The organism is Nocardia brasiliensis (assembly GCF_011801125.1).
In the GTDB taxonomy this organism is placed as follows: Bacteria; Actinomycetota; Actinomycetes; order Mycobacteriales; family Mycobacteriaceae; genus Nocardia; species Nocardia brasiliensis_C.
Window position 1 is genome coordinate 5,361,452 of record NZ_CP046171.1, and the last position, 20,505, is coordinate 5,381,956.

General features: G+C 69.5%; 15 protein-coding genes. 8 read left to right on the top strand and 7 right to left on the bottom strand.

Going from position 1 to position 20,505, the window contains the following annotated elements; all coding sequences use genetic code 11:
• Window positions 1-566 precede the first annotated feature (566 nt).
• The gene (locus F5X71_RS24225; RefSeq protein WP_167464096.1) at window positions 567-2,087 is read left to right on the top strand and encodes a DUF7059 domain-containing protein; all 1,521 of its coding nucleotides are present in this window, start codon (window positions 567-569) and stop codon (window positions 2,085-2,087) included.
• Window positions 2,088-2,279: 192 nt separating this feature from the next.
• On the top strand, window positions 2,280-3,248 hold the full coding sequence (locus tag F5X71_RS24230) for a sigma-70 family RNA polymerase sigma factor (protein ID WP_167464097.1): 969 nt from the start codon (window positions 2,280-2,282) through the stop codon (window positions 3,246-3,248).
• Window positions 3,249-3,904: 656 nt separating this feature from the next.
• Here F5X71_RS24230 and F5X71_RS24235 read toward each other — a convergent pair.
• Complete coding sequence (locus tag F5X71_RS24235) at window positions 3,905-6,577, bottom strand: bifunctional GNAT family N-acetyltransferase/acetate--CoA ligase family protein (protein ID WP_167464098.1); 2,673 nt, start codon at window positions 6,575-6,577, stop codon at window positions 3,905-3,907.
• On the bottom strand, window positions 6,570-7,838 hold the full coding sequence (locus F5X71_RS24240; RefSeq protein WP_167464099.1) for an acetoin utilization protein AcuC: 1,269 nt from the start codon (window positions 7,836-7,838) through the stop codon (window positions 6,570-6,572). Before F5X71_RS24240 ends, F5X71_RS24235 begins: the two co-directional genes overlap by 8 nt.
• 198 nt (window positions 7,839-8,036) lie before the next feature.
• On the opposite strand from F5X71_RS24240, the gene F5X71_RS24245 reads away from it, so the two are divergent.
• Window positions 8,037-8,723: a metal-dependent transcriptional regulator gene (locus F5X71_RS24245; RefSeq protein ID WP_167464100.1), complete on the top strand. Its 687-nt coding sequence runs from the start codon at window positions 8,037-8,039 to the stop codon at window positions 8,721-8,723.
• Window positions 8,724-8,726: 3 nt separating this feature from the next.
• Window positions 8,727-9,707 (top strand): UDP-glucose 4-epimerase GalE, encoded by a 981-nt coding sequence (gene galE / locus F5X71_RS24250; RefSeq protein WP_167464101.1) that lies wholly within the window; start codon window positions 8,727-8,729, stop codon window positions 9,705-9,707.
• A gap of 159 nt (window positions 9,708-9,866) precedes the next feature.
• Here the strand turns inward: galE and F5X71_RS37150 are convergent, their stop codons facing one another.
• Window positions 9,867-11,621 carry a DUF4192 domain-containing protein gene (locus F5X71_RS37150; protein WP_238815439.1) on the bottom strand — a complete coding sequence of 585 codons (1,755 nt, stop codon included), beginning with the start codon at window positions 11,619-11,621 and terminating at the stop codon, window positions 9,867-9,869.
• Window positions 11,622-11,815: 194 nt separating this feature from the next.
• Window positions 11,816-12,523 carry a sensor domain-containing protein gene (locus F5X71_RS24260; RefSeq protein ID WP_238815440.1) on the bottom strand — a complete coding sequence of 236 codons (708 nt, stop codon included), beginning with the start codon at window positions 12,521-12,523 and terminating at the stop codon, window positions 11,816-11,818.
• Between the two features lie 237 nt (window positions 12,524-12,760).
• Between F5X71_RS24260 and F5X71_RS24265 the strand changes: the two genes are divergently transcribed.
• From F5X71_RS24265 to speD, 4 genes are all read left to right on the top strand, one after another.
• Window positions 12,761-13,708 carry a proteasome assembly chaperone family protein gene (locus F5X71_RS24265; protein WP_167464103.1) on the top strand — a complete coding sequence of 316 codons (948 nt, stop codon included), beginning with the start codon at window positions 12,761-12,763 and terminating at the stop codon, window positions 13,706-13,708.
• 35 nt (window positions 13,709-13,743) lie between these two features.
• Window positions 13,744-16,242 carry a DEAD/DEAH box helicase gene (locus F5X71_RS24270; protein ID WP_167464104.1) on the top strand — a complete coding sequence of 833 codons (2,499 nt, stop codon included), beginning with the start codon at window positions 13,744-13,746 and terminating at the stop codon, window positions 16,240-16,242.
• A 172-nt stretch (window positions 16,243-16,414) separates the two neighbouring features.
• Entirely contained in the window at window positions 16,415-17,569 is a 1,155-nt protein-coding gene (locus tag F5X71_RS24275; protein WP_167464105.1) for a type III PLP-dependent enzyme, read from the top strand.
• Between the two features lie 38 nt (window positions 17,570-17,607).
• Window positions 17,608-18,810 carry an adenosylmethionine decarboxylase gene (gene speD, locus F5X71_RS24280; RefSeq protein ID WP_167464106.1) on the top strand — a complete coding sequence of 401 codons (1,203 nt, stop codon included), beginning with the start codon at window positions 17,608-17,610 and terminating at the stop codon, window positions 18,808-18,810.
• 64 nt (window positions 18,811-18,874) lie between these two features.
• On the opposite strand, the gene F5X71_RS24285 is transcribed toward speD, so the two are convergent.
• The 3 genes from F5X71_RS24285 to F5X71_RS24295 all read right to left on the bottom strand — a co-directional run bounded on the left by F5X71_RS24285 (window position 18,875) and on the right by F5X71_RS24295 (window position 20,475).
• Window positions 18,875-19,075 carry a tautomerase family protein gene (locus F5X71_RS24285; protein WP_167464107.1) on the bottom strand — a complete coding sequence of 67 codons (201 nt, stop codon included), beginning with the start codon at window positions 19,073-19,075 and terminating at the stop codon, window positions 18,875-18,877.
• Window positions 19,075-19,809 carry an SDR family NAD(P)-dependent oxidoreductase gene (locus F5X71_RS24290; RefSeq protein ID WP_167464108.1) on the bottom strand — a complete coding sequence of 245 codons (735 nt, stop codon included), beginning with the start codon at window positions 19,807-19,809 and terminating at the stop codon, window positions 19,075-19,077. The genes F5X71_RS24285 and F5X71_RS24290 overlap by 1 nt, the downstream gene beginning before the upstream one ends.
• Window positions 19,810-19,884: 75 nt before the next feature.
• Entirely contained in the window at window positions 19,885-20,475 is a 591-nt protein-coding gene (locus F5X71_RS24295; RefSeq protein ID WP_238815441.1) for a TetR/AcrR family transcriptional regulator, read from the bottom strand.
• Between the last annotated feature and the right edge of the window lie 30 nt (window positions 20,476-20,505).

Sequence of the window (20,505 nt, forward strand, 5' to 3'; positions counted from 1 at the left end):
TTCGCCGCCCCACTCCATAGGTCCGGCCCGGCCGACGTCCCGCAGCCGGTCCGAGTACGCACCGGACGGTCGCGCGAGCCGAGCAAGCGCGGTCGTCCTTCGCACGCCCCGAAGCCGCGCAGTCCGAACCCGCACGATCCGGAAACGCACTGTCCAACCCGCGCAGTTCGAATCATGGTCCGAATTCGCACTGTCCGAACACACAACCCGCGTATGCGTAGTGCAAGTGCGCACGATCCGAACACACCCGCCTCGCGTTCGCGCGGTCCGAACACACAGGATCAGGGTCCGCAGGGCCGAGCACACGTGGCCCGCGAGTACACATGGCCGGTGCTCACGGGCCGAACACGCAGGCCAGGCACTCCCAGGCCAAGCACACAGAACGGATGCTCGCGAACCCAACACACAGGCCGGACTGAAATCCCGACACTCGCAGGGAGCCTGGCGGCCTGTGGATAAAGCGGGGCCCCGGTTCCCGACCGGCCGGGCATAACGGAGCGCTTGCGGCGAAGCGACATGGTGACCACCTTGTGGGTCCGAAGCGGCGGCGGTGGCAGAGTACCGAGGTGCCCACGAACCGATCGACCACCACCGGATCCCTGCTCACCGCGCTGTGCCCGGATCTGCGGACGGCGCTGACCCGCGTGCGTTATGACGCCGACACCTTGCTCGAGGTACTGGGCGAGGACGCCCACGCGGCGCTGGGCCGCTCCGAGCCGGTACCGGTGCGCCGCGCGGCCGGGGACGCGGGCGAGCTCGGCACGTTGATCCGGCTGCTGTTGCTCGGCGATCCGATGCCGGAGCGCGACGTTGCCGCGGCGCTCGCGCCCGTAGACATAGATCGCGCGATCGCGGCGGGTCTGCTGCGCCGGGCCGGGGACACGGTGCTGGCCGTGCTGGATCTGCGTCCGCTCGACGCGGGCGCGGGCACCCGGTGGATCCTGTCCGATCTCGACGACTCGATGCGCAGGCGCACGCTCAGCGAGGACCACGTGCTCGGCGTCGGCCACGCCTCCCTGTCACTGCTGCGCGCCACCCCGACCCGACGGGTCGGTTCCGTACTCGACCTCGGCACCGGCTGCGGGGTGCAGGCCGTACACGCGGCGTCCTACGCCGACCGGGTGACCGCGACGGATGTGAACCCGCGCGCACTGTGGCTCGCCGAGGCCACCGCCGCGCTCAACGGCCTCGATCTGGAACTCCTCGAAGGCTCCTGGTTCGAGCCGGTCGCGGGACGGCGCTTCGATCAGGTGGTGGCGAATCCGCCGTTCGTCGTCGGCCCGGCCAGGATCGAGCACACCTACCGGGATTCCGGGCTCGCGCTCGACGGCGCGAGCGAACTGGTCATCGGCCAGGCCGCGGACCTGCTGAACCCGGGCGGCACGGCGGCGATGCTCGCGGCCTGGGTGCACGTCGAGGGCGAGGACTGGCGGCATCGGGTGTCGTCCTGGCTGCCCGCGCACGGTGTAGACGCCTGGGTCGTGCAGCGCGACGTCGCCGACCCCGCCCTCTATGTCGGCACCTGGTTGCGCGACGCGGGGCTGGACCCGCGCGATCCCGCCGCCCAGGCGCGCGCCGATCAGTGGCTCGACGCGTTCAACGCGGCCGAGGTGGAGGGCGTCGGGTTCGGCTTCGTCTATCTGCGCGCCATCGATGGCCCGACCGAACTGCTCGCCGAAGACCTCACCCACGGATTCGAGGATCCGCTCGGCGACGAGGCGACGCGGTACTTCGAGCGCTCGGCCTGGCTGCGCGCCGTCGCGGGTGATGAAAACCTGGCGTGGACTTCACGATTCGTGGTGGACCCGGCGACCGCGCTGGAGCGCGTCGCGCTGCCCGGCCCCGACGGGTGGACACCGCGGGTGGCGCGGGTGCATCGCGGCGACGGTCCGCGCTGGCAGCACGAAGTTGATGAGACAACCATCTCCCTGCTGGCGGGAATGCGCGCCGACGGCCTGCCGTTGTACGAGCTGATCGAACTGCTGGCGGTTGCCCACGGAGCCGACGATGTGACCTCGGAGTTCGCGGCCGAGGCGCTGTCCGTGGTGGCCGGGCTGGTTCGCCACGGACTGGTACGGCCGGTGTAAACACAGCAATCGCGGGTAGGTCGGTGCAGGCATCGGACAGCGACAGTTCCACAACGGCGTGCTTCTCAGGAACTTCTCAGACGAGAGTGATGAAAACCGCACGTCAGAGCGGTTTATCTGAGCCGAGACGGGGAACTTTCTCCCTGTCGGGTCCGTTGTTCGGAGTGAGACACCACCGACAGGAGGCAAGTCATGACAAGCCCCGCCACCACTCGTGTGCGCACCAGCGATCAGGACCTCGACGCCCAGAGCCCCGCAGCCGATTTGGTACGCGTGTACCTGAACGGGATCGGCCGCACCGCGCTGCTCACGGCCGCCGACGAGGTCGAGCTGGCCAAGCGTATCGAGGCGGGCCTCTACGCCCAGCACCTGCTGGAGACCGGCAAACGACTGTCGGCCACCCGCAAGCGTGACCTGGCCGTCATCGTGCGCGAAGGCCAGGCGGCCCGCTCGCACCTGCTGGAAGCCAACCTCCGCCTCGTGGTCTCGCTCGCCAAGCGCTACACCGGCCGCGGCATGCCGCTGCTCGACCTGATCCAGGAAGGCAACCTGGGCCTGATTCGCGCCATGGAGAAGTTCGACTACGCCAAGGGCTTCAAGTTCTCCACCTACGCGACCTGGTGGATTCGCCAGGCCATCACGCGCGGCATGGCCGATCAGAGCCGCACCATCCGGCTGCCCGTCCACCTGGTCGAACAGGTGAACAAGCTGGCCAGGATCAAGCGCGAACTGCACCAGCAGCTCGGCCGCGAGGCCACCGACGCGGAGCTGGCCAACGAGTCCGGCATCCCGGTCGACAAGATCTCCGATCTGCTCGACCACAGCCGCGACCCGGTAAGCCTGGACATGCCGGTCGGCAATGACGAAGAGGCGCCGCTCGGCGACTTCATCGAGGACTCCGAGGCCACCTCGGCCGAGTCCGCGGTGATCGCGGGCCTGCTGCATCACGACGTGCGCAGTGTCCTTGCCACCCTCGACGAGCGGGAACAGCAGGTCATCCGGTTGCGCTTCGGCCTCGACGACGGCCAGCCGCGCACCCTGGACCAGATCGGCAAGCTGTTCGGCCTGTCCCGTGAGCGGGTCCGCCAGATCGAGCGCGAGGTCATGTCCAAGCTGCGCAAGGGCGAACGCGCCGACCGCCTGCGCGCCTACGCCAGCTGAACCGAAATGACTGGTGCCGAACAGGTTTCGGCACCAGACGACGGACCCGTCCGTTACTCGACCAGGTGACCTTCGGGGTCACCTTCCCGCGCCGGCCGGTGCCGCGCATCCCCGCCCCCTCCGGGAGTCGCGCGAGCCGGTCGGCGTGAATTCGCCCCGCACCAGCGGCCCTCTGCGCGAACTCCGGCCTGCCGTCGTGCCATGGGAGTGCTGCCGCAGTTGCCCCGTCGCCTGATGCAGGTGCCCGATCGTCCGGTGCAGGTGCCCGTCGTCCGATGCAGATGCCCGATCGTCCGGGGGCTCACCGCCGCACTCTGGGCGCACAGTTCTCGCCCGGCGCGATCGCCCAGGGCGCAGCGGGGTCCGAGGCCCTGTGTCCGCGTGTCGCGACGGCCGCAACCGTGTTGCTGCGCAACGAATTAACCATCCGCGTCGCACCCACCGTTCGCCACGACCTCGTCATCGTCACCGTCGACGAGGTGTTCCTGCCCTCATCCGGCACCGTGGTCCCCCGAGGAGCTGACCCACCAGCGAGCGCACCTCTCGGCCTGCCGCGGAGATCTGCGCGACAACACCGGCCCCAACGTCTCCTCGACGGGACCCCCGGTCTCCTCGACGTCTGGGCCGGTGTGTCAGCCCCAGGCGGCGGGGGTGTGTCAGCCCAGGCGGCGGGGGCCGGTGTCGAAACGGCTGGGTTCGGGGCCGATGCGGCCGCGGGCGTAGAGGATCTCGGCGGAGTTGGTGGAGGCCAGGACCGGGTCGAAAGCCAGTTCGCGCATCTCCGGGAGGTCGTCGAACAGGGCCGAGATGCGTTGGGCCAGTTCGGCTAGAGCGGCCTTGTCGACGCGCGGGCTGGCCGGGGTACCGGAGAGCAGAGGCGCCGCGCGCGGGGCGTCGATGAGGGCGGTGGCCTCGTCGGCGGTGAGCGGCAGCGCGCGGTAGGCCCGGTCACCGAGCAGCTCGATGATCAACCCGGACAGGCCGAATTCGATGACCGAGCCGAACGACGGGTCGTCCTGCACCCGCAGCACACAGCCGACGCCCTTGGTGGCCATCTTCTGGATGTGCTGCACCGGATCTCCGCACAGTTCGGCGAGATCGGCATATCCCTGCCGGACCGCCTCCGGCGTCCACAGATCCAGCCGCACGCCGGTGAGGTCCGGACGGCGCCGCCACATTTCCCCGGTCGCCTTGGCCGCCACCGGATAGCCGAGTTCCTCGGCGGCCGCGACGGCCTCCTCGGCGCTGCGCACCTCACGGAACGCCACGACGGAAATGCCGTAGCAGTCGAGCAGTTCGACGGTTTCCAGGTCGGTGAGCCTGCGCCCGCCCGATTCCGCCATCCACCGCGCCACCAACCCGCGGGCCCGCTCGGTGTCGATCCGGCCCGGACGCTGCACCGGCGATACCGGCCGGTCGCGCCACTGCGCGTAGCGCCGCACCCGGGCCAAGGCCCGCGCGGCCCGTTCCGGGTCCGGGTAGCTCGGGATCGAGCCACGCACCGCCGTCGCGCCCTGCCCGCGCACCGCGAGCAGGTTCGGAATGCCTTGCTCGGCAATGAAGGTCGTCAGGATCGGCTTGCCCGCGGCGGGCACGGCGGCGGCCGCGGTCCGGATCGCATCGGCGAATCCGGCCATCGGCACCGGCACCGGCGGCGCGAAAACCACCAGCACGGAATCGATCTCGTCGGAGCGCAAGGCCGCGACGGTGGCATCGAGGTAGGCGCCGGGGGTCGCCTGCGGGCCGAGGTTCACCGGATCACCGACGGCGAGGCCTTCGGACTGCGCGGCGTCGACGGCCAGCCAGTTCAGCGCCGCGCTGTTGCCGACCACCGCCAGTCGGGAACCGCCCGGCAACGGCTGATAGCCCAGCAGCGCGGCACAGTCGAACAGCTCCGAGATGGAATCGACCTGCACGATGCCCGCCTGCGCGAACAGGTCGCGCACGATCGAGCGGTCCATGTCGCCCGCGGGCTGGGTGGCGTGCCTGCCGCTGCTCACCGCCACGATCGGCTTGGTCCTGGCCACCCGGCGCGCGATCCGGGAGAACTTGCGCGGATTACCGAACGACTCCAGGTAGAGCAGGACCACGTCGGTGTCCGGATCGGTGTCCCAGTACTGCAGCAGGTCGTTGCCGGAGACGTCGGCACGGTCACCGGCCGACACGAATGTCGACAGGCCCAGGTTCCTTGCGGCGGCCTCGCCGAGAATCGCCGCGCCCAGCGGACCGGACTGGCAGAAGAAGCCGATCCGGCCACGGCCGGGCAGCACGGGCGCCAAGGTCGCGTTCAACGCCACCGCGGCGTCGGTGTTGGCGATGCCGAGCGCGCTCGGTCCGACCACCCGCATGCCGTGCCCCCGTGCCGCGGCGACCAATTCGCGTTCGGCCGTCCCACCGCCGACACCGGTCTCGTCGAAACCCGCGGTGAGCACGACAAGTCCCTTGACGCCCTTGGCCATACAGTCGTCGAGCACCGAGCCGATCTCGCCGGGCGGCACCGCGACGACCGCGAGATCCACCTCGTCCGGGATCTCGCGCACCGTCGCGTAGGCGCGCACGCCGCGCACCGAACGACGATTCGGATTCACCGGGAACACCGGACCTTGGAACACCCCGGACAGCAGGTTGTGCAGGACCGCACCGCCGACCCGGCCCGCGCTCGGTGTCGCGCCGATCACCGCGACCGAACGCGGTGCGAGCAGGTTGCCGACGCTGCGCGCCTCGGAGGCGCGCTCGCGCGAATCCCGTACGGACAGTAGGGCTTCGGTGGGGTCGATGGCGAATTCCAGGTGCAGCACCGAGCCGTCCCTGCTGCGCTCGACCTGGTAGCCGGCGTCCCGGAACACCGTCACCATGGTGGTGTTCTCGGCGAGCACCTCGGCGACGAAGGTCTCGATCTTGTTCTCGGCGGCGGCTCCGGCCAAGTGCTCCAGCAGGATCGAGCCGAGCCCGCGCCCCTGGTGCTCGTCGGCCACCACGAACGCGACCTCGGCCGCGCGCCGCCCCGCCCGGTCGAGCAGTTCGTAGCGACCGACCGCGACGATCGCGGTGCCGAGCACCAGCACCAGCCCCACCCGGTCGTGATAGTCGACGTGGGTGGTCCGGTAGAGGTCCTTCGGCGAAATCCGCGGGTACGGGCCGAAATAGCGCAGATACCGGGTGCGGTCGGAGAGCGCGCCGTGGAAATCCTGCAGCCGCTGCGCGTCGTCGGGCGTGATCGGTCGCAGCCGCACCACCCCGCCGTCGGAGGCCAGGACGTCGGCGAACCAGTGCTGCGGCGGCGGAGGCGGCACCGCCGGGGTGTCCGGTGTGTCGGCGGGTTCAGTCACGAGGGTCCTCCGGATCCAGGCCGAGCAATCCGAAACTCGCTCGGCGGGTGGCAAGCACGGCCGTGTCGACGGCACGTTGCGCGCGATCCAGGCGCGCGTCCCCAGTCTCCCCCGTGCCGCCCGGGCCATCCCACGGGCGGTAGTCGATGTCACCGCCGTCACCCATGGTGCGCGGCGGATCGACCCGGGGTGCCGCGGCACCGACCAGATCGACCCAGTCCTGCGGAATCGCGGTGTCCGGCGCGACGGTCCGGTCCAGTGCGGTGGCCAGCAGGTGCGTCCACGCCCGCGGCACCACCCGGACCAGTCCGTAGCCGCCGCCCCCTACCGCGAGCCATCGGCCTTCGGCGTAGCGGTCGGCCAGGTCACGCATCGCGCGGAAGGCCGCGCGCTGCCCGTCCACCGTGAGCTCGAGATCGGCGAGCGGGTCCTCGCGATGGGTGTCCACGCCGCATTGACTCACCACGATCTGCGGACCGAATGCCGCGACCGCTCCTGGCACCACGGCGTGGAAACCGCGCAGCCACTGGGCATCTCGGGTGCCGGGCAGCAGCGGCAGGTTGATCGAGGTGCCCTCGGCCGCTCCGGTGCCGGTCTCCTCTGGCCACCCGGTGTTCGGCCACAGCGTGGCCGGGTGCTGGTGCAGCGAGATGGTCAGCACCCGGGGATCGCCGTAGAACGCGCACTGCACGCCGTCGCCGTGGTGCACGTCCACGTCCAGGTAGGCGATGCGGTCGAAACCGTGGTCGAGCAGCCAGGAGATGGCCACGGCCGCATCGTTGTAGACACAGAACCCGGCGGCCGAGTCGGCCATCGCGTGATGCATGCCACCGCCGATGCTCACCGCCCGCTTGCTCCGTCCTTCGGCGATGGCTCGCGCGGCGGCCAGGGTGCCGCCGACGATCACCGACGCCGCCTGGTGCATGCGGGGGAACACGGGGTTGTCCGGTGACCCCAACCCGAACGGCGGCGCGAGCGGGGCGCCCTCCGGCGCCACGGCGTGCTCGACCGCGTCGAGATAGGCGGGGGTATGGATGCGCAGCAGGTCGGCGCGCTCGGCCGCGGCGGGCGCCAATAGTTCGACACCGTCGAGTAATCCGAGACTTTCGGCGAGCGCCATGGTGAACTTCAGACGCGCCGGTTTCATCGGATGCTCCGGCGTCCAGGTGTAGTCGAGGAACCGGTCGGTCCAGACGACGGTCGCGGTGCCGGGCTGTACGCCCGGTGGCGCCGGGTGTTCGCTGCGCGGTGCAGTGGCCATGGTCGCCACGCTACGCGGGAAGGTACCGACCCCGTTGAACGTTGCTATGCAGTAGAAATACAAGCAAGTGCGATAACGGCGGCTCGCCGTGCGCCGACCGGGAATCCGCAATGCCGCGTCCGCTGCGGCGCGACGCCATCCGGCGCACGGTCGTGTCGCCGTGCGTAGGTAGAATTCGTGCCGACGAAGGGGTAACAGGTGAAGGATCTGGTCGACACCACGGAGATGTATCTCCGTACCATCTACGACCTCGAGGAGGAGGGCGTGGTGCCCCTGCGCGCCCGAATCGCCGAGCGTCTCGAGCAGAGCGGGCCGACGGTGAGCCAGACCGTCGCGCGGATGGAGCGCGACGGTTTGCTGCTTGTCGCCGGAGACCGGCACCTCGAGCTCACCGAGAAGGGCCGCAGCATGGCGATCGCCGTGATGCGCAAGCACCGGCTCGCCGAGCGCCTTCTCGTCGACATCATCGGCCTGGACTGGCAGAACGTGCACGCGGAGGCCTGCCGCTGGGAGCACGTGATGAGCGAGGACGTCGAGCGCCGCCTGGTCGAGGTGCTCAACCATCCGACCACCTCCCCCTACGGCAACCCGATCCCCGGTCTGGACGAACTCGGCATCGTCCCGGCGACCTCGGCCGAAGAGACGCTGGTCCGGCTGACCGACCTGCCGCACGGCCAGGTGCACGCCGTCGTGGTGCGCAGACTCGCCGAGCACATCCAGACCGACCCCGAGGTGATCGGCCAGCTGCGCGAGGCGGGCGTGGTGCCCGATGCCCGCGTGACGGTCGAGAACAAGCCGGGCACCGTCGTCATCACGGTGCCGGGGCACGCGGGGTTCGAACTGTCCGACGAGATGGCGCACGCCGTCCAGGTGAAGCTGGTCTGATCCGTGAAACTTCTGGTCACCGGTGGTGCCGGGTATGTCGGCGGCGTCTGCGCGCAGGTCCTGCACGAGGCTGGTCACGAGGTCGTCGTCGTCGATGACCTGTCCACCGGCAACGCCGACGGCGTCCCCACCGCGGCACGCTTCGTCGAGGGTGACGTTGCCGAGGTCGCACCGGCGCTGCTCGCCGCCGAAACCTTCGACGGTGTGCTGCATTTCGCGGCGCAGTCGCTGGTCGGCGAGTCGGTGCAGCAGCCGGAGAAGTACTGGCACGGCAATGTGGTGAAGACCCTCGAGTTGCTCGAGGCGATGCGCCGCACGGACACACCACGATTGGTGTTCTCCTCCACCGCCGCGGTGTACGGCGAACCGGAGCAGGTGCCGATCACCGAGGACGCGCCGACCCGGCCGACCAACCCCTACGGTGCGTCGAAACTCGCGATAGATCACGCCATCACCTCCTATGCGATCGCGCACGGGCTGGCGGCGACCAGCCTGCGCTATTTCAATGTCGCAGGCGCCTATGGCGGCCTCGGCGAAAACCGGGTGGTGGAAACCCATCTCATTCCGCTGGTGCTGCAGGTCGCGCTCGGGCACCGCAAGGCGATCTCGGTGTTCGGCACCGACTGGCCCACGCCCGACGGCACCGCGGTGCGCGACTACATCCACATCCGTGACCTCGCCCAGGCCCACCTGCTGGCACTGACCAGCTCCGAGGCGGGCACCCACCGCGTATACAACCTCGGCAGCGGCACCGGTTTCTCGGTCCGCGAGGTGATCTCGGCGTGCGAGCGGGTCACCGGGCTGCCCATCGCGGCCCAGGATGCCCCGCGCCGCCCCGGTGACCCGGCGACCCTCATCGCCTCCAGCGCCCGCGCCATCGCCGAACTCGGCTGGCGCCCGGAGCACAACGATCTCGACGAAATCGTCTCCGACGCTTGGACTTTCCTCCAGTCCCTCGGCACCCGGGCGCACTCCGCCAAGTAGCCCGGCCACCCGAGCCGAGCGCGGCGCCGGGAAACGATCGCCCCACGCGCCGTGCTGCCCACCGTGGCAGCGCGGCGCACTCCCCGACCACCCGGCGCCGGACCCACCGGCGACCCGTTGCTACGCCCTGGACCGCGAATCACGCACGGCCGCAGTGCTTCACATCGCGGGTTCGCCGAGGTCTATGCCGAGGTCGGCGGCCGCGTGGTAGCCGCTGCGCGCCAGCCTGCGCATCTGCTCCGGTCGCATGCCGAGCGAGAGCGACGTCTCCAGCAGCAACGCCATGGGATGGTCGGGATCGGCCGCCAAGGCCGCCTCGAGCGCGATCCCGGCCAGCGCCCCGTCGCCGCGGGCGTAGGCGCTGTAACCGAGCAGGGCGGCGGCCTCGGCCCGGTCGCGTCCCCGCAGCGCGCGGGCCAGGATCGCCCACAGTGCTTCCGCGGCGACGGCATGGTCACCGACCGCGAGGGCGAACATGGCGTCCCTGACCGCCCGATCACGCAGTGCGGCAGCGAGTTCGGCCAGTTCCCGCGCCATCGGCTCGTTGTCGGACTCGATGTTGGCGACCTGCCACAGAACGTATTCCAGCGCCTGCCTGCTGTAAGCGTTCGGGTCGCCACGGCGCACGGCCCTGGCGTACCGGTCATGGGCGACGGCGAGCGCGGTCTCCAGCAGCGCGGCGACCTCGTCTTGCAACGCGCTGTCCTCGGCCACCATCGCGGTCAGCTCCGTCCGCGAGGCGAGCACGGGCCGCCCATCGAGCACCTGCGCCAGCGCCACCGCGGAGGTCGCCGGATCCGACAGCAGCCCACTGCGTTCCATGCCGAACAGGCTCCACCAGCACTGCCCCGGCCGGATCGCGCGGACCGCCCAGGCGCCGGCGAGCGCGATGTCCTGCGCCGCGAGCCGCCGGGCGAGGGCGGCGATCAGCATGTCGAATCGTCCTATGCCGCAACGCTCGACGATGTCGGAGCCGCACAGGTCCGGCTCGACGGACCGGTCGTCCACCACCACCGCGAGCACCTCGGCCACATCGTCGTGCGCGGAAACCTGGGCGACGCACCGCGCCACCTGCTCTGCGCGCAACCGCCCGCGACCGCCCTCCTGATCCAGGTCGAACCGCATCACCGCGTCGATGATCGCGCCGTCCGCGCGGTCCGGCACCGCCCGCAACACCAGCACGACGAGCGAACGCTCCGGCGCGAACCCGATCATGGCGGGCACCCCCGCGATCAGTTCCCCCGGCTCGTCCACGCGCACAACACAATCCGGGGTCTCGACCCCGAACGGCGGCGCAGGCTCCGCACAGACGAGCCCCTGCTCGGCATCGACCTCCACAGCCCACTCCGCCCCTCCACCACCGTCCCCACCCGCCCCGTCCATACTTACCGAGACCATGCGCGTGGCGTCGACTCCGGCGACAGCGGCCGCTACCTCGGTAGCGGTGTCCCCGACGGCAGGAGGCACGAGCTCGACACCAACCGGCTCCGCCCCGTCGACCGCCTCCACTCTGACGTCAGCAGGCTCCCCTCCGGCGGCGGGCCCGAGCTCTGGACGGGCGGGCTCCATCTCTACGGCATCAGCAGACTCGAGATCCTCGGCCTCCTTAGCGTCGACGTCCTGTGGCCGCGTGGCACTTTCAGCGACCGGTGTCGGACAGGCGTTCGGGCGTACGCAGGTTCCGGCGCGTGCGCAGCCGTCCGGCTGGGCGCACTCGGCCGCCCCCTGGGTGGTTTCCCGCGTCGGCCGTCGTTGCAGGAAGCTGCACGTGCGCAGTGCGACCGCGAGGCTGACCGGCGCGCGGGACGTGCTGTTACGCAACGAGGGGCGGGCGCAGGGGCCACCGGGGGCGGCGGCGCCTGGCGCCGAGTCGACCGCCAGGGTGGTGAGGTACGGGTTCACGGGAGTGGTCATGGCAGCGAGCCTGCCCGCGGGCCCCGCCGAACGGCCCACCCCGAACAGGCGATTTACCGAACCTGTGGATTTCGCCGCGATGTGGACAACCGGCGCACCATCGCCGCGCGAGCGTCCCGCTTGTCACGGGCCACGCCGGTGCCTCGTCCAGAGGGCTCTTCGATGAGCCAGAGCCCAACCCCGTTGACGCGGTCCTAGGCTCCCTTGTCGACCCGCCGCACCGCCGTCGCGAACAGCTCGTTCACGGCCGACATATCCGCCTCGGACCCCGAAAAGGACATATACGTCACGGTGATTCGCACGTCACCGACCTGCCCGGTCACCGCGCGCATCGACTGCGTCAGCCCGGCGCCCGCGACGTCGGGCAGCACGGTCCGCCGCAGCCCCAGCGCGTCCTCGGCGTCGGTTTCCGGCGCCGCGAGCAGCTCGGTGGTCACCGTGGTCCCCGCCCCGCTCTGCTGCACCCGCATCGACCGGCACTGGATCAGCTGGCTGCGCAGGGCCGCCAGCGGCTGCCTGGTACGGGCCAGCTCGACCGTCACGGTGGCTCTGGCGGCGTCGTCGGTGCCGACCGCGACCGCGCGCTGATCGGCGCCGAATTTCGGTTCCGGCGGCGCGCAGTGCGCCGGTTGCACCTGAGCGCCGCGCCCGGCCCCGGTGAGGTCGCCCGCGGCCTGCGCGGCCGCCTCCGGTGGCAACACCACGGCCGGATAGCGCCGGGGAAACTGCGCCGGTTCCGGCAGCAGTGTGGCCAGCGCGGCGCCGATGTGGCGGGTCACCGAGGTCTGCTCGGCCGAGACCGGGTGACCGGTCACGGTGGACCCGCACCCGGCGAGTATCACCGCACACGCCGCGGGCATGGCGAAGCGCGCCCGCTTGCGCGCCGAATCCGCCACAGTCACCCGACCCACTGTGCCAAACTCCCGGTGCCCGCCCGCGGAGCCACGCCGCGCGCCGGGAATGCGCGGCGCACCTGAGCTGTTGGCTCGTCGTATGGGTCGGTGTCCGACCGTGCACGGTGGCGGTCACCGGCATGGGGGACAATGGACATGGTCCCGTCCCGGCTGACCGCGCTCGAACGACTCAGCTGTGAGCGCCGAGCGTCACCGGTGCCGGAACCGCGCAGGAAGGAGTACGCGATGGAGCACGAGTCGCGAATGTACGAGCTGGAGTTCCCCGCTCCCCAGCTGTCGTCCGAGGACGGCGCCGGTCCCGTACTGGTGCACGGCCTGGAAGGCTTCACCGATGCCGGGCACGCGGTGCGGCTGGCTACCACGCACCTGCGCGAAAGTCTCGAAAGCGAACTGGTCGCCTCGTTCGATGTCGACGAGTTGCTGGACTATCGCTCCCGCCGTCCGCTGATGACGTTCAAGACCGACCATTTCTCCGAATACGCCGAGCCCGAACTCAATCTCTGGGCCCTGCGCGATACCGCGGGCACCCCATTCCTGCTGCTCGCCGGCATCGAACCGGACCTGCGCTGGGAGAAGTTCACCACCGCGGTGCGCCTGCTCGCCGAACAGCTCGGCGTGCGCCGCAGCATCGGACTCAGCGCCATCCCGATGGCGATTCCGCACACCCGCCCGCTCGGGGTGACCGCGCACTCCTCCGATCGCGACCTGATCCCCGAACACCAGCGCTGGCCCGGCGAATTACAGGTGCCCGGCAGCGCGTCCTCGCTGCTGGAGTACCGGATGGCCCAGCACGGTCACGAGTCGGTGGGCTTCTCGGTGCACGTGCCGCACTACCTGGCCCAGACCGCGTACCCGGAGGCCGCGCAGACGTTGCTGGAGAACGTCGCCGACAACGCGGGCCTCGACATCCCGCTCGCCGCGCTCGGCGAGGCCGCGGCGCGCGTGCGCGAACAGGTCAACGAGCACATCGCGGGCAACTCCGAGGTGGAGACCGTGGTGCACGCGCTGGAACGCCAGTACGACAGCTTCGTCAGCGCGCAGGAGCGGCAGTCGAGTCTGCTCGTCGGCGACGGCGAACTGCCGAGCGGTGACGAATTGGGCGCCGAGTTCGAGCGTTTCCTCGCCGAACAGGGTGGCTACGACGGCGGCGGTGACCCAGACGAACAGCGGTAACAACCCGCCGCACACCGGCACGTAGGGTGTGCGGAGTGGATTTGACCGAGCTGCTGGAGATACCGGGAACCGACGCCGACGCGCTGTACGAGTCCTTCGGGACGTGGGCCGCTGAGCAGGGCACCCCGTTGTATCCGGCGCAGGACGAGGCGCTGCTCGAGTTGGCCTCCGGCTCCCACGTCATCCTCGCGACGCCGACCGGTTCCGGAAAGTCGCTGGTCGCGGTCGGCGCCCACCTGTTCGCACTCACCCAGGGCAAACGCACGTACTACACCGCGCCGATCAAGGCGCTGGTCAGCGAGAAGTTCTTCGCGCTCTGCGAGATCTTCGGGGCCGAGCGGGTCGGCATGGTGACCGGTGACGCCGCGGTCAACGCCGACGCGCCGATCATCTGCGCCACCGCCGAAATCCTGGCGAACCTCGCGTTGCGCGAGGGTGCCGACGCCGATATCGGCCAGGTCGTGATGGACGAGTTCCACTTCTACGCCGACCCGGACCGCGGCTGGGCCTGGCAGGTCCCGCTGATCGAACTGCCCCGCGTGCAGTTCCTGCTGATGTCGGCCACGCTCGGCGAGGTCGACTTCTTCGCCGAGGATCTGCGCCGCCGCACCGGCCGCTCGACGGCGGTGGTCGCGGGCACCGAACGTCCGGTGCCGCTGACCTTCTCGTACGCGCGCACGCCCATCACCGAGACCCTGGAAGAGCTCGTCACCACCCACCAGGCTCCGGTGTACGTGGTGCACTTCACCCAGGCCGCCGCACTCGAGCGCGCGCAGGCGCTGACGAGTGTGAACTTCGCCACCCGGGCCGAAAAGGACGCCATCGCTACGGCATTGGGCGAGTTCCGGTTCGCGTCCGGTTTCGGCAAGACGCTCTCGCGGCTGATCCGGCACGGCATCGGCGTGCACCACGCAGGCATGCTGCCGAAGTACCGCAGGCTGGTCGAACGCCTGGCGCAGGAGGGACTGCTGAAGGTCGTCTGCGGCACCGACACCCTGGGCGTCGGCATCAACGTGCCGATCCGCACGGTGCTGCTGACCGGCCTCACCAAATACGACGGCGTGCGCACCCGCAGGCTGAAAGCCCGTGAGTTCCACCAGATCGCGGGCCGCGCCGGGCGCGCGGGCTACGACACGATGGGCACCGTCGTGGTCCAGGCGCCCGAGCACGAGGTGGAGAACACCCGGCTGCTCGCCAAGGCGGGCGACGACCCGAAGAAGCAGCGAAAAGTGGTGCGCCGCAAGCCACCCGAGGGCTTCGTCTCCTGGAGCGAAGAGACCTTCGACCGGCTGATCGCGGCCCAGCCGGAGCCGATGGTCTCCCGCTTCGCCGTGACGAACTCGTTGCTGCTCAACGTGATAGCGCGCCCCGGCAACTGCTTCGACGCCATGCGGCACCTGCTCGAGGACAACCACGAGCCCCGTCCGGCACAGCGCAAACACATCCTGCGCGCCATCCGGCTCTATCGCGCGCTGCGCGACGCCGGGGTGGTGCAGCAGCTCGACGAGCCCGACGCCAAGGGCCGCCGGGCCCGGCTCACCGTGGACCTGCAGCGTGATTTCGCGCTGGACCAGCCACTGTCGCCGTTCGCGCTGGCCGCCTTCGACCTGCTGGACAAAGACGCGCCCGGCTATACCCTCGATGTGGTGTCCCTCATCGAATCGACGCTAGAGGATCCGCGCCAGCTGCTGATGGCTCAGCAGCACAAGGCGCGCGGTGTGGCGATCAACGAGATGAAGGCCGAGGGCATCGACTACGACGAGCGGATGGAACTGCTCGAGGAGGTCACCTGGCCCAAGCCGCTGGCCGAGCTGATCGAGCCCGCGTTCGAGACCTACCGCGCGGGCCATCCCTGGGTCTCGGAGTTCGCGCCCTCCCCCAAATCGGTGGTGCGCGACATGATCGAACGGTCGATGACCTTCGCCGAGCTGATCTCGTTCTATGAGCTGGCGCGGTCTGAGGGCGTGGTGCTGCGCTATCTCGCCGACGCCTATCGCGCGCTGCGCCGCACGGTGCCCGACTCGGCACGGACCGAGGAGCTCGAGGACATCACCGAGTGGCTGGGCGAGCTCGTCCGGCAGGTCGATTCGAGTCTGCTCGACGAGTGGGAGCAGCTCACCAACCCTGGCGCCGAGACCGACGCCGAGCAGCTCGCCTTCGGCGCGGAGACGGTCCGGCCGATCTCGGCGAACGAGCGTGCCTTCCGCGTGATGGTGCGCAACGCCATGTTCCGCCGGGTCGAGCTGGCCGCGCTGCGCCGCTGGGATCTGCTGGACGAGCTGGGCACCGGTCCCGACTGGGCCGCCGAATTGGCACCGTACTTCGCCGAATACGAATGCATCGGCACCGGGCCGGACGCCCGCGGACCGCAACTGTTCCAGATCGAACGAAGACCCGGTTTCTGGCAGGTGCGCCAGGTGCTCGACGACCCGGCGGGCGACCACGGCTGGTCGATCGTCGCGCTCGTGGACCTGGCCGAGTCCGATGCCGCCGGTGAGATCGTCTTCGACGAACTCACGGTGTCCGCGGGCTGATCCGCCCTGCCGCACAGCAGCGATCTCTACAGAATCCATACAGGTCATCGGCCACTTCCTGCCGCCTGTCGGGGGCAGCGTCGCTATGTCACCGACCTGAGGTTTGGTGGATTCGTTTCTGGGTAGGGGCCGCTGCTACTCTTCCCGCTGCCGCCGAAGCGAAAGATCAACTATGCTGACCCACCCCGTCGGCTCCACCCCCTGCTATTCCCCGGAGCCCACATCACCGTTTCTTGTCATCTACCCCGAGCGGGTGCGTGAGAACTACCGCGCACTCCATGCCGCCATGCCCGCGGCGCGGATTCGCTTCGCGGTCAAGGCAAGCCCGGTGCCCGAGCTCATCCAGGTGCTCGACGAGGAGGGCGCCGAGTTCGATGTCGCCAGCATCGGCGAGATCGAGCTGTGCCTCGAGCTGGGTGTCGAACCCGCGACACTGTGCTACGGCAACCCGATCAAGAAGGCCGCCGACATCGCCCGCGCCTACGCGCTCGGCGTGCGCCGCTACGCCTTCGACACCGAGGACGACCTGCTGCGCATCACCGAGCACGCACCGGGCTCGCAGGTCGAATGCCGGTTCCTCGCTTCGGCTCCCGAGTCGCGCACCCCGTTCGGCACCAAGTTCGGCTGCGCGCCCGCTGAGGCGTTGCGGCTGCTGGTGCGGGCGCGCGACCTCGGGCTGGTCGTGGCGGGGCCATACTTCCACGTCGGCTCCCAGCAGCTCGATCCGAACGCGTGGCGGATCGGCATCGAGCAGGCGGGCCGGATCGTGGAAGCCTTGGCCGACAAGGATATTCACGTCACTTCGGTGAACATCGGCGGCGGCCTGCCGATCGCGTACGCCGATCCCGCGCCCGCGCTCGACGAGATCGCCACGGTGGTCGGCACCGCCGCGGCCGAATACCTGCCCGCCACCGCCGCTTTGGTGGTCGAGCCCGGCCGCGCGCTGGTCGGGTCGGCGGGTGTCATCCACGCCGAGGTCGTCGGCGTGCGCATCGCGCCGGACGGCCGGCGCTGGGTGTATCTCGACATCGGCCGCTACAACGGCATGGCCGAGACCGAGAACGAGTACATCGCTTATCGATTCGTCACCGATCGGGACGGCGACCCTGTCGACGAGGCAGTGGTGGCCGGTCCGACCTGCGACGGCGACGATGTACTGTATCAACGCACGCGGGTCCTTCTCCCGACCACGTTGCAAGCCGGTGATCGCGTCACGATCCTCGACACCGGCGCCTATACCGCGAGCTATTCGTCGGTGTCCTTCAACGGTTTTCCGCCCCTGACCGTTCATGTCTCGGGCGCTGAACCTACCCGCCCCGCCGGCTGACGCCGGCTGCCAACCCCTAGGCGAGAGTGAGTATGCCCATGACGGCGGATTTCACCGGCTGGCACGTGCTGGCCGAGTTCGGTGGTGTCGACGCGGCCCTCTGCGACGACCTCGAACAACTCGAATCGGCGTTGCGTGAGTCTTTGATCGCCGCGGGCGTCACCATCTGCGATGTCGTACACAAGAAGTTCGAACCGCAGGGGGTGACCGTCCTCGCGCTGCTGTCGGAGTCCCACGCCTCGATTCACACCTATCCCGAATCCGGCGACATCTTCGTCGACGTCTTCACCTGCGGCAGTATCGGCGCCGGCGCGTCGAAAGCCGTCGAACTACTGCGAGACAAGCTCTCTCCCAAGGACGTTCGAATGCAGGTGATCCGCCGCGGGCACGGCTCGCAGCGCATCGAGGAGCCGGTCGGCGCGGGCCTGACCCGGATCTGGGACCTGCACGAGGTGATCGTCGACACCCGTACTCCGTTCCAGCACATGGTGATCGCGCGCACCGAGCAGGGCATCAGCCTGTTCTCCGACGACGACCGCCAGTCCACCGAGTTCTCCCAGCTGACCTACCACGAGGCCATGATGGTGCCCGCCTTCGTGCTGGCCGAGAAGCTGGACCGGGTGCTGATCATCGGCTCCGGCGAGGGCGTGGCCAGCCAGATGTCGATCGCCGCGGGCGCGACGCTGGTCGATCACGTCGACATCGATCAGCTCGAGGTCGAGCTGTGTGCCGAGCATCTGCCCTACGGCTACACCAGCGACGAGCTGACCGCCGCGGTCAAGGGCGAAGGCCCGATCAAGGTGCACTACGCCGACGGCTGGGACTTCCTGGCCAACGCCGCGCAGGAGGGCACCCGCTACGACGTCATCGTGATCGACCTGCCCGACGAGCGGGTCGAGGACGCGCAGCACAACCGCCTCTACGAGTCGGAGTTCCTGTCCCGATGTCGGGCGCTGCTCGCCCCCGGTGGCGTGCTGACCGCCCAGGCGGGCTGCGCGACCATGTGGCGCAACGAGACGCTCAAGCGCTCCTGGGCCCGCTTCCACGAGCAGTTCGGCACCGTCGTCCAGTACGGCAGCGACGAACACGAGTGGACCTTCCTGTTCGGCCTGAATGAGCGCATCGATGACCCCGTCCAGGGCATGACCGATCGACTGGCCACCCTGCCCTACCGCCCCGAGACCATCGACGCCCGCGCGCTGGTCCGCGGCGCGATCGAGCCACACGCACTGCGCGTGTAGCACACCCACGAACACCCCGCCAACCATGAAACCCCTTGGCCGGCGGGGTGTTCGACTGTCCGATTCAGGATCGGCGGCGGAACTCCTCGACGTCGACGCCACCCACACCCCAGTTCGTGAGCGCGACCTCGTCGATCACCACGTAGGTGGTGGCCGGGTCCTTGCCGAGTACGTCCTGCAGCAGGTCGGTGACCCCTTTGATCAACCGCGACTTTTGTTCCCGGGTGACGCCCTCGTCGGTGACCTTGATGTTGACGTAAGGCATCAGGCGGCCCGCCCCGAGATGTAGCCGCCGTCGACGGGGAAGATGTGGCCGGTGGTGAACTCGGCGTCGGCCAGATACAGCACGGCGGCGGTGGTTTCGGCGACCTCGCCGATCCGGTTCAGCAAAGCCAGTCGGGCCGAGGCGGATTCGTCGCCGTCGCCGAACAGCGGCGTGCGGATGACACCGGGCGCGACGGCGTTGACGCGAATGCGGTCGGCGGCGAGTTCGGCGGCAAGGCTGGTGGTGAGGGCGTGCACGCCGCCCTTGCTGACCAGGGCCGCCGAGGCGGGCAGCCCGGCCAGCGCGTGATCGACCAGTACCGTCCCGATGTTCACGATGCTGCCGCCCGTCCGCTGCGTGCGCAGCTGACGGACCACCGCCTGGGTGGTGAAGTAGGTGCCTTTGAGGTTGCCGTCGATATAGCTGTCGAGTTCTTCCTCGGTGACCTCGACGAACGGCGTCGAACCGAAGATGCCCGCGTTGTTCACCAGCACATCCACCGCGCCGAACCGATCGACGGCGGTGCGAACTAGCTCCGAACCCGTTGCCGGAGAACCGATGTCGCCCGCGACGGTCGCCACCTTGGCCGGGTCGCCGAGCTGCGCGGCCACCTCGGCGAGTTTGTTCGCGTCGCGACCGTTGAGTACCACGTTGTCGCCACGCGCCACGAAGGCGCGCGCGATGTCCTGTCCGATCCCGCTGGAGGATCCGGTCACGATCACTGTCTTGGTCATGTTCTCTCTTTCTCTGATACGACCGGTCGTCTTGGAATGGGCACGCCTAGACCACCGGGGACTATTCGACGTCGGTCAGGGCCGGAAGTAATCGTCCAGCAGGCGATTCAGGCATTTGCGCAGCGGCTCGAGCGTGCGGTCGATCTTCATCCGGATCACCGCACCCTCCCAGGACTCGAGCAACAGGTCGGCCAGGTCGGTGGCGTCGATATCGGCCCGGATCTGCCCCGCCGCCTGCGCCGCGCGCAGCTGCTCGGCGATCCGATCCCGCCACGCGGCCCACGCACTCGACAGCGACTCCCGCAGCAGCTCACTGCCTTCCAGCTCACCGCCGAGATTCGCGATGAGGCAGCCGCCGGTGAAATCCGCCGCGACGAAATCGTCCATGAGCCTGCCGAAAAATGTGCGCAGCCCGCTGATCGGGTCCGGCGCCGCACCGAATGCCTCGGTCAGATTGCGCTGCACACACAGCGAGTGGTGTTCGATCACCGCACGCCCGAAACTCTCCTTGCTGTCGAAGTAGTTGTAGAACGACCCCTTCGGCACCCCGACCTTGTCCAGCACCTGCTTGATCCCGGTCCCGTGATACCCACTGCTCAGGAACCCCGCCGCCCCCTCCTCCACCAGCAGCTGCCGAACATCTCCACTCCGTCGAGGTCGCGCCATGCCTCGAATATACGACCGGTCGTCTACAAA

Excerpts from the sequence above, each read along its gene's own strand:
- F5X71_RS24230 (WP_167464097.1), top strand. The coding sequence starts at position 2,280 with ATGACAAGCCCCGCCACCACTCGTGTGCGCACCAGCGATCAGGACCTC.
- F5X71_RS24240 (WP_167464099.1), bottom strand. The coding sequence starts at position 7,838 with ATGGCCACTGCACCGCGCAGCGAACACCCGGCGCCACCGGGCGTACAG.
- F5X71_RS37150 (WP_238815439.1), bottom strand. The coding sequence starts at position 11,621 with ATGACCACTCCCGTGAACCCGTACCTCACCACCCTGGCGGTCGACTCG.
- F5X71_RS24265 (WP_167464103.1), top strand. The coding sequence starts at position 12,761 with ATGGAGCACGAGTCGCGAATGTACGAGCTGGAGTTCCCCGCTCCCCAG.
- F5X71_RS24275 (WP_167464105.1), top strand. The coding sequence starts at position 16,415 with ATGCTGACCCACCCCGTCGGCTCCACCCCCTGCTATTCCCCGGAGCCC.
- speD (WP_167464106.1), top strand. The coding sequence starts at position 17,608 with ATGACGGCGGATTTCACCGGCTGGCACGTGCTGGCCGAGTTCGGTGGT.
- F5X71_RS24285 (WP_167464107.1), bottom strand. The coding sequence starts at position 19,075 with ATGCCTTACGTCAACATCAAGGTCACCGACGAGGGCGTCACCCGGGAA.
- F5X71_RS24290 (WP_167464108.1), bottom strand. The coding sequence starts at position 19,809 with ATGACCAAGACAGTGATCGTGACCGGATCCTCCAGCGGGATCGGACAG.
- F5X71_RS24295 (WP_238815441.1), bottom strand. The coding sequence starts at position 20,475 with ATGGCGCGACCTCGACGGAGTGGAGATGTTCGGCAGCTGCTGGTGGAG.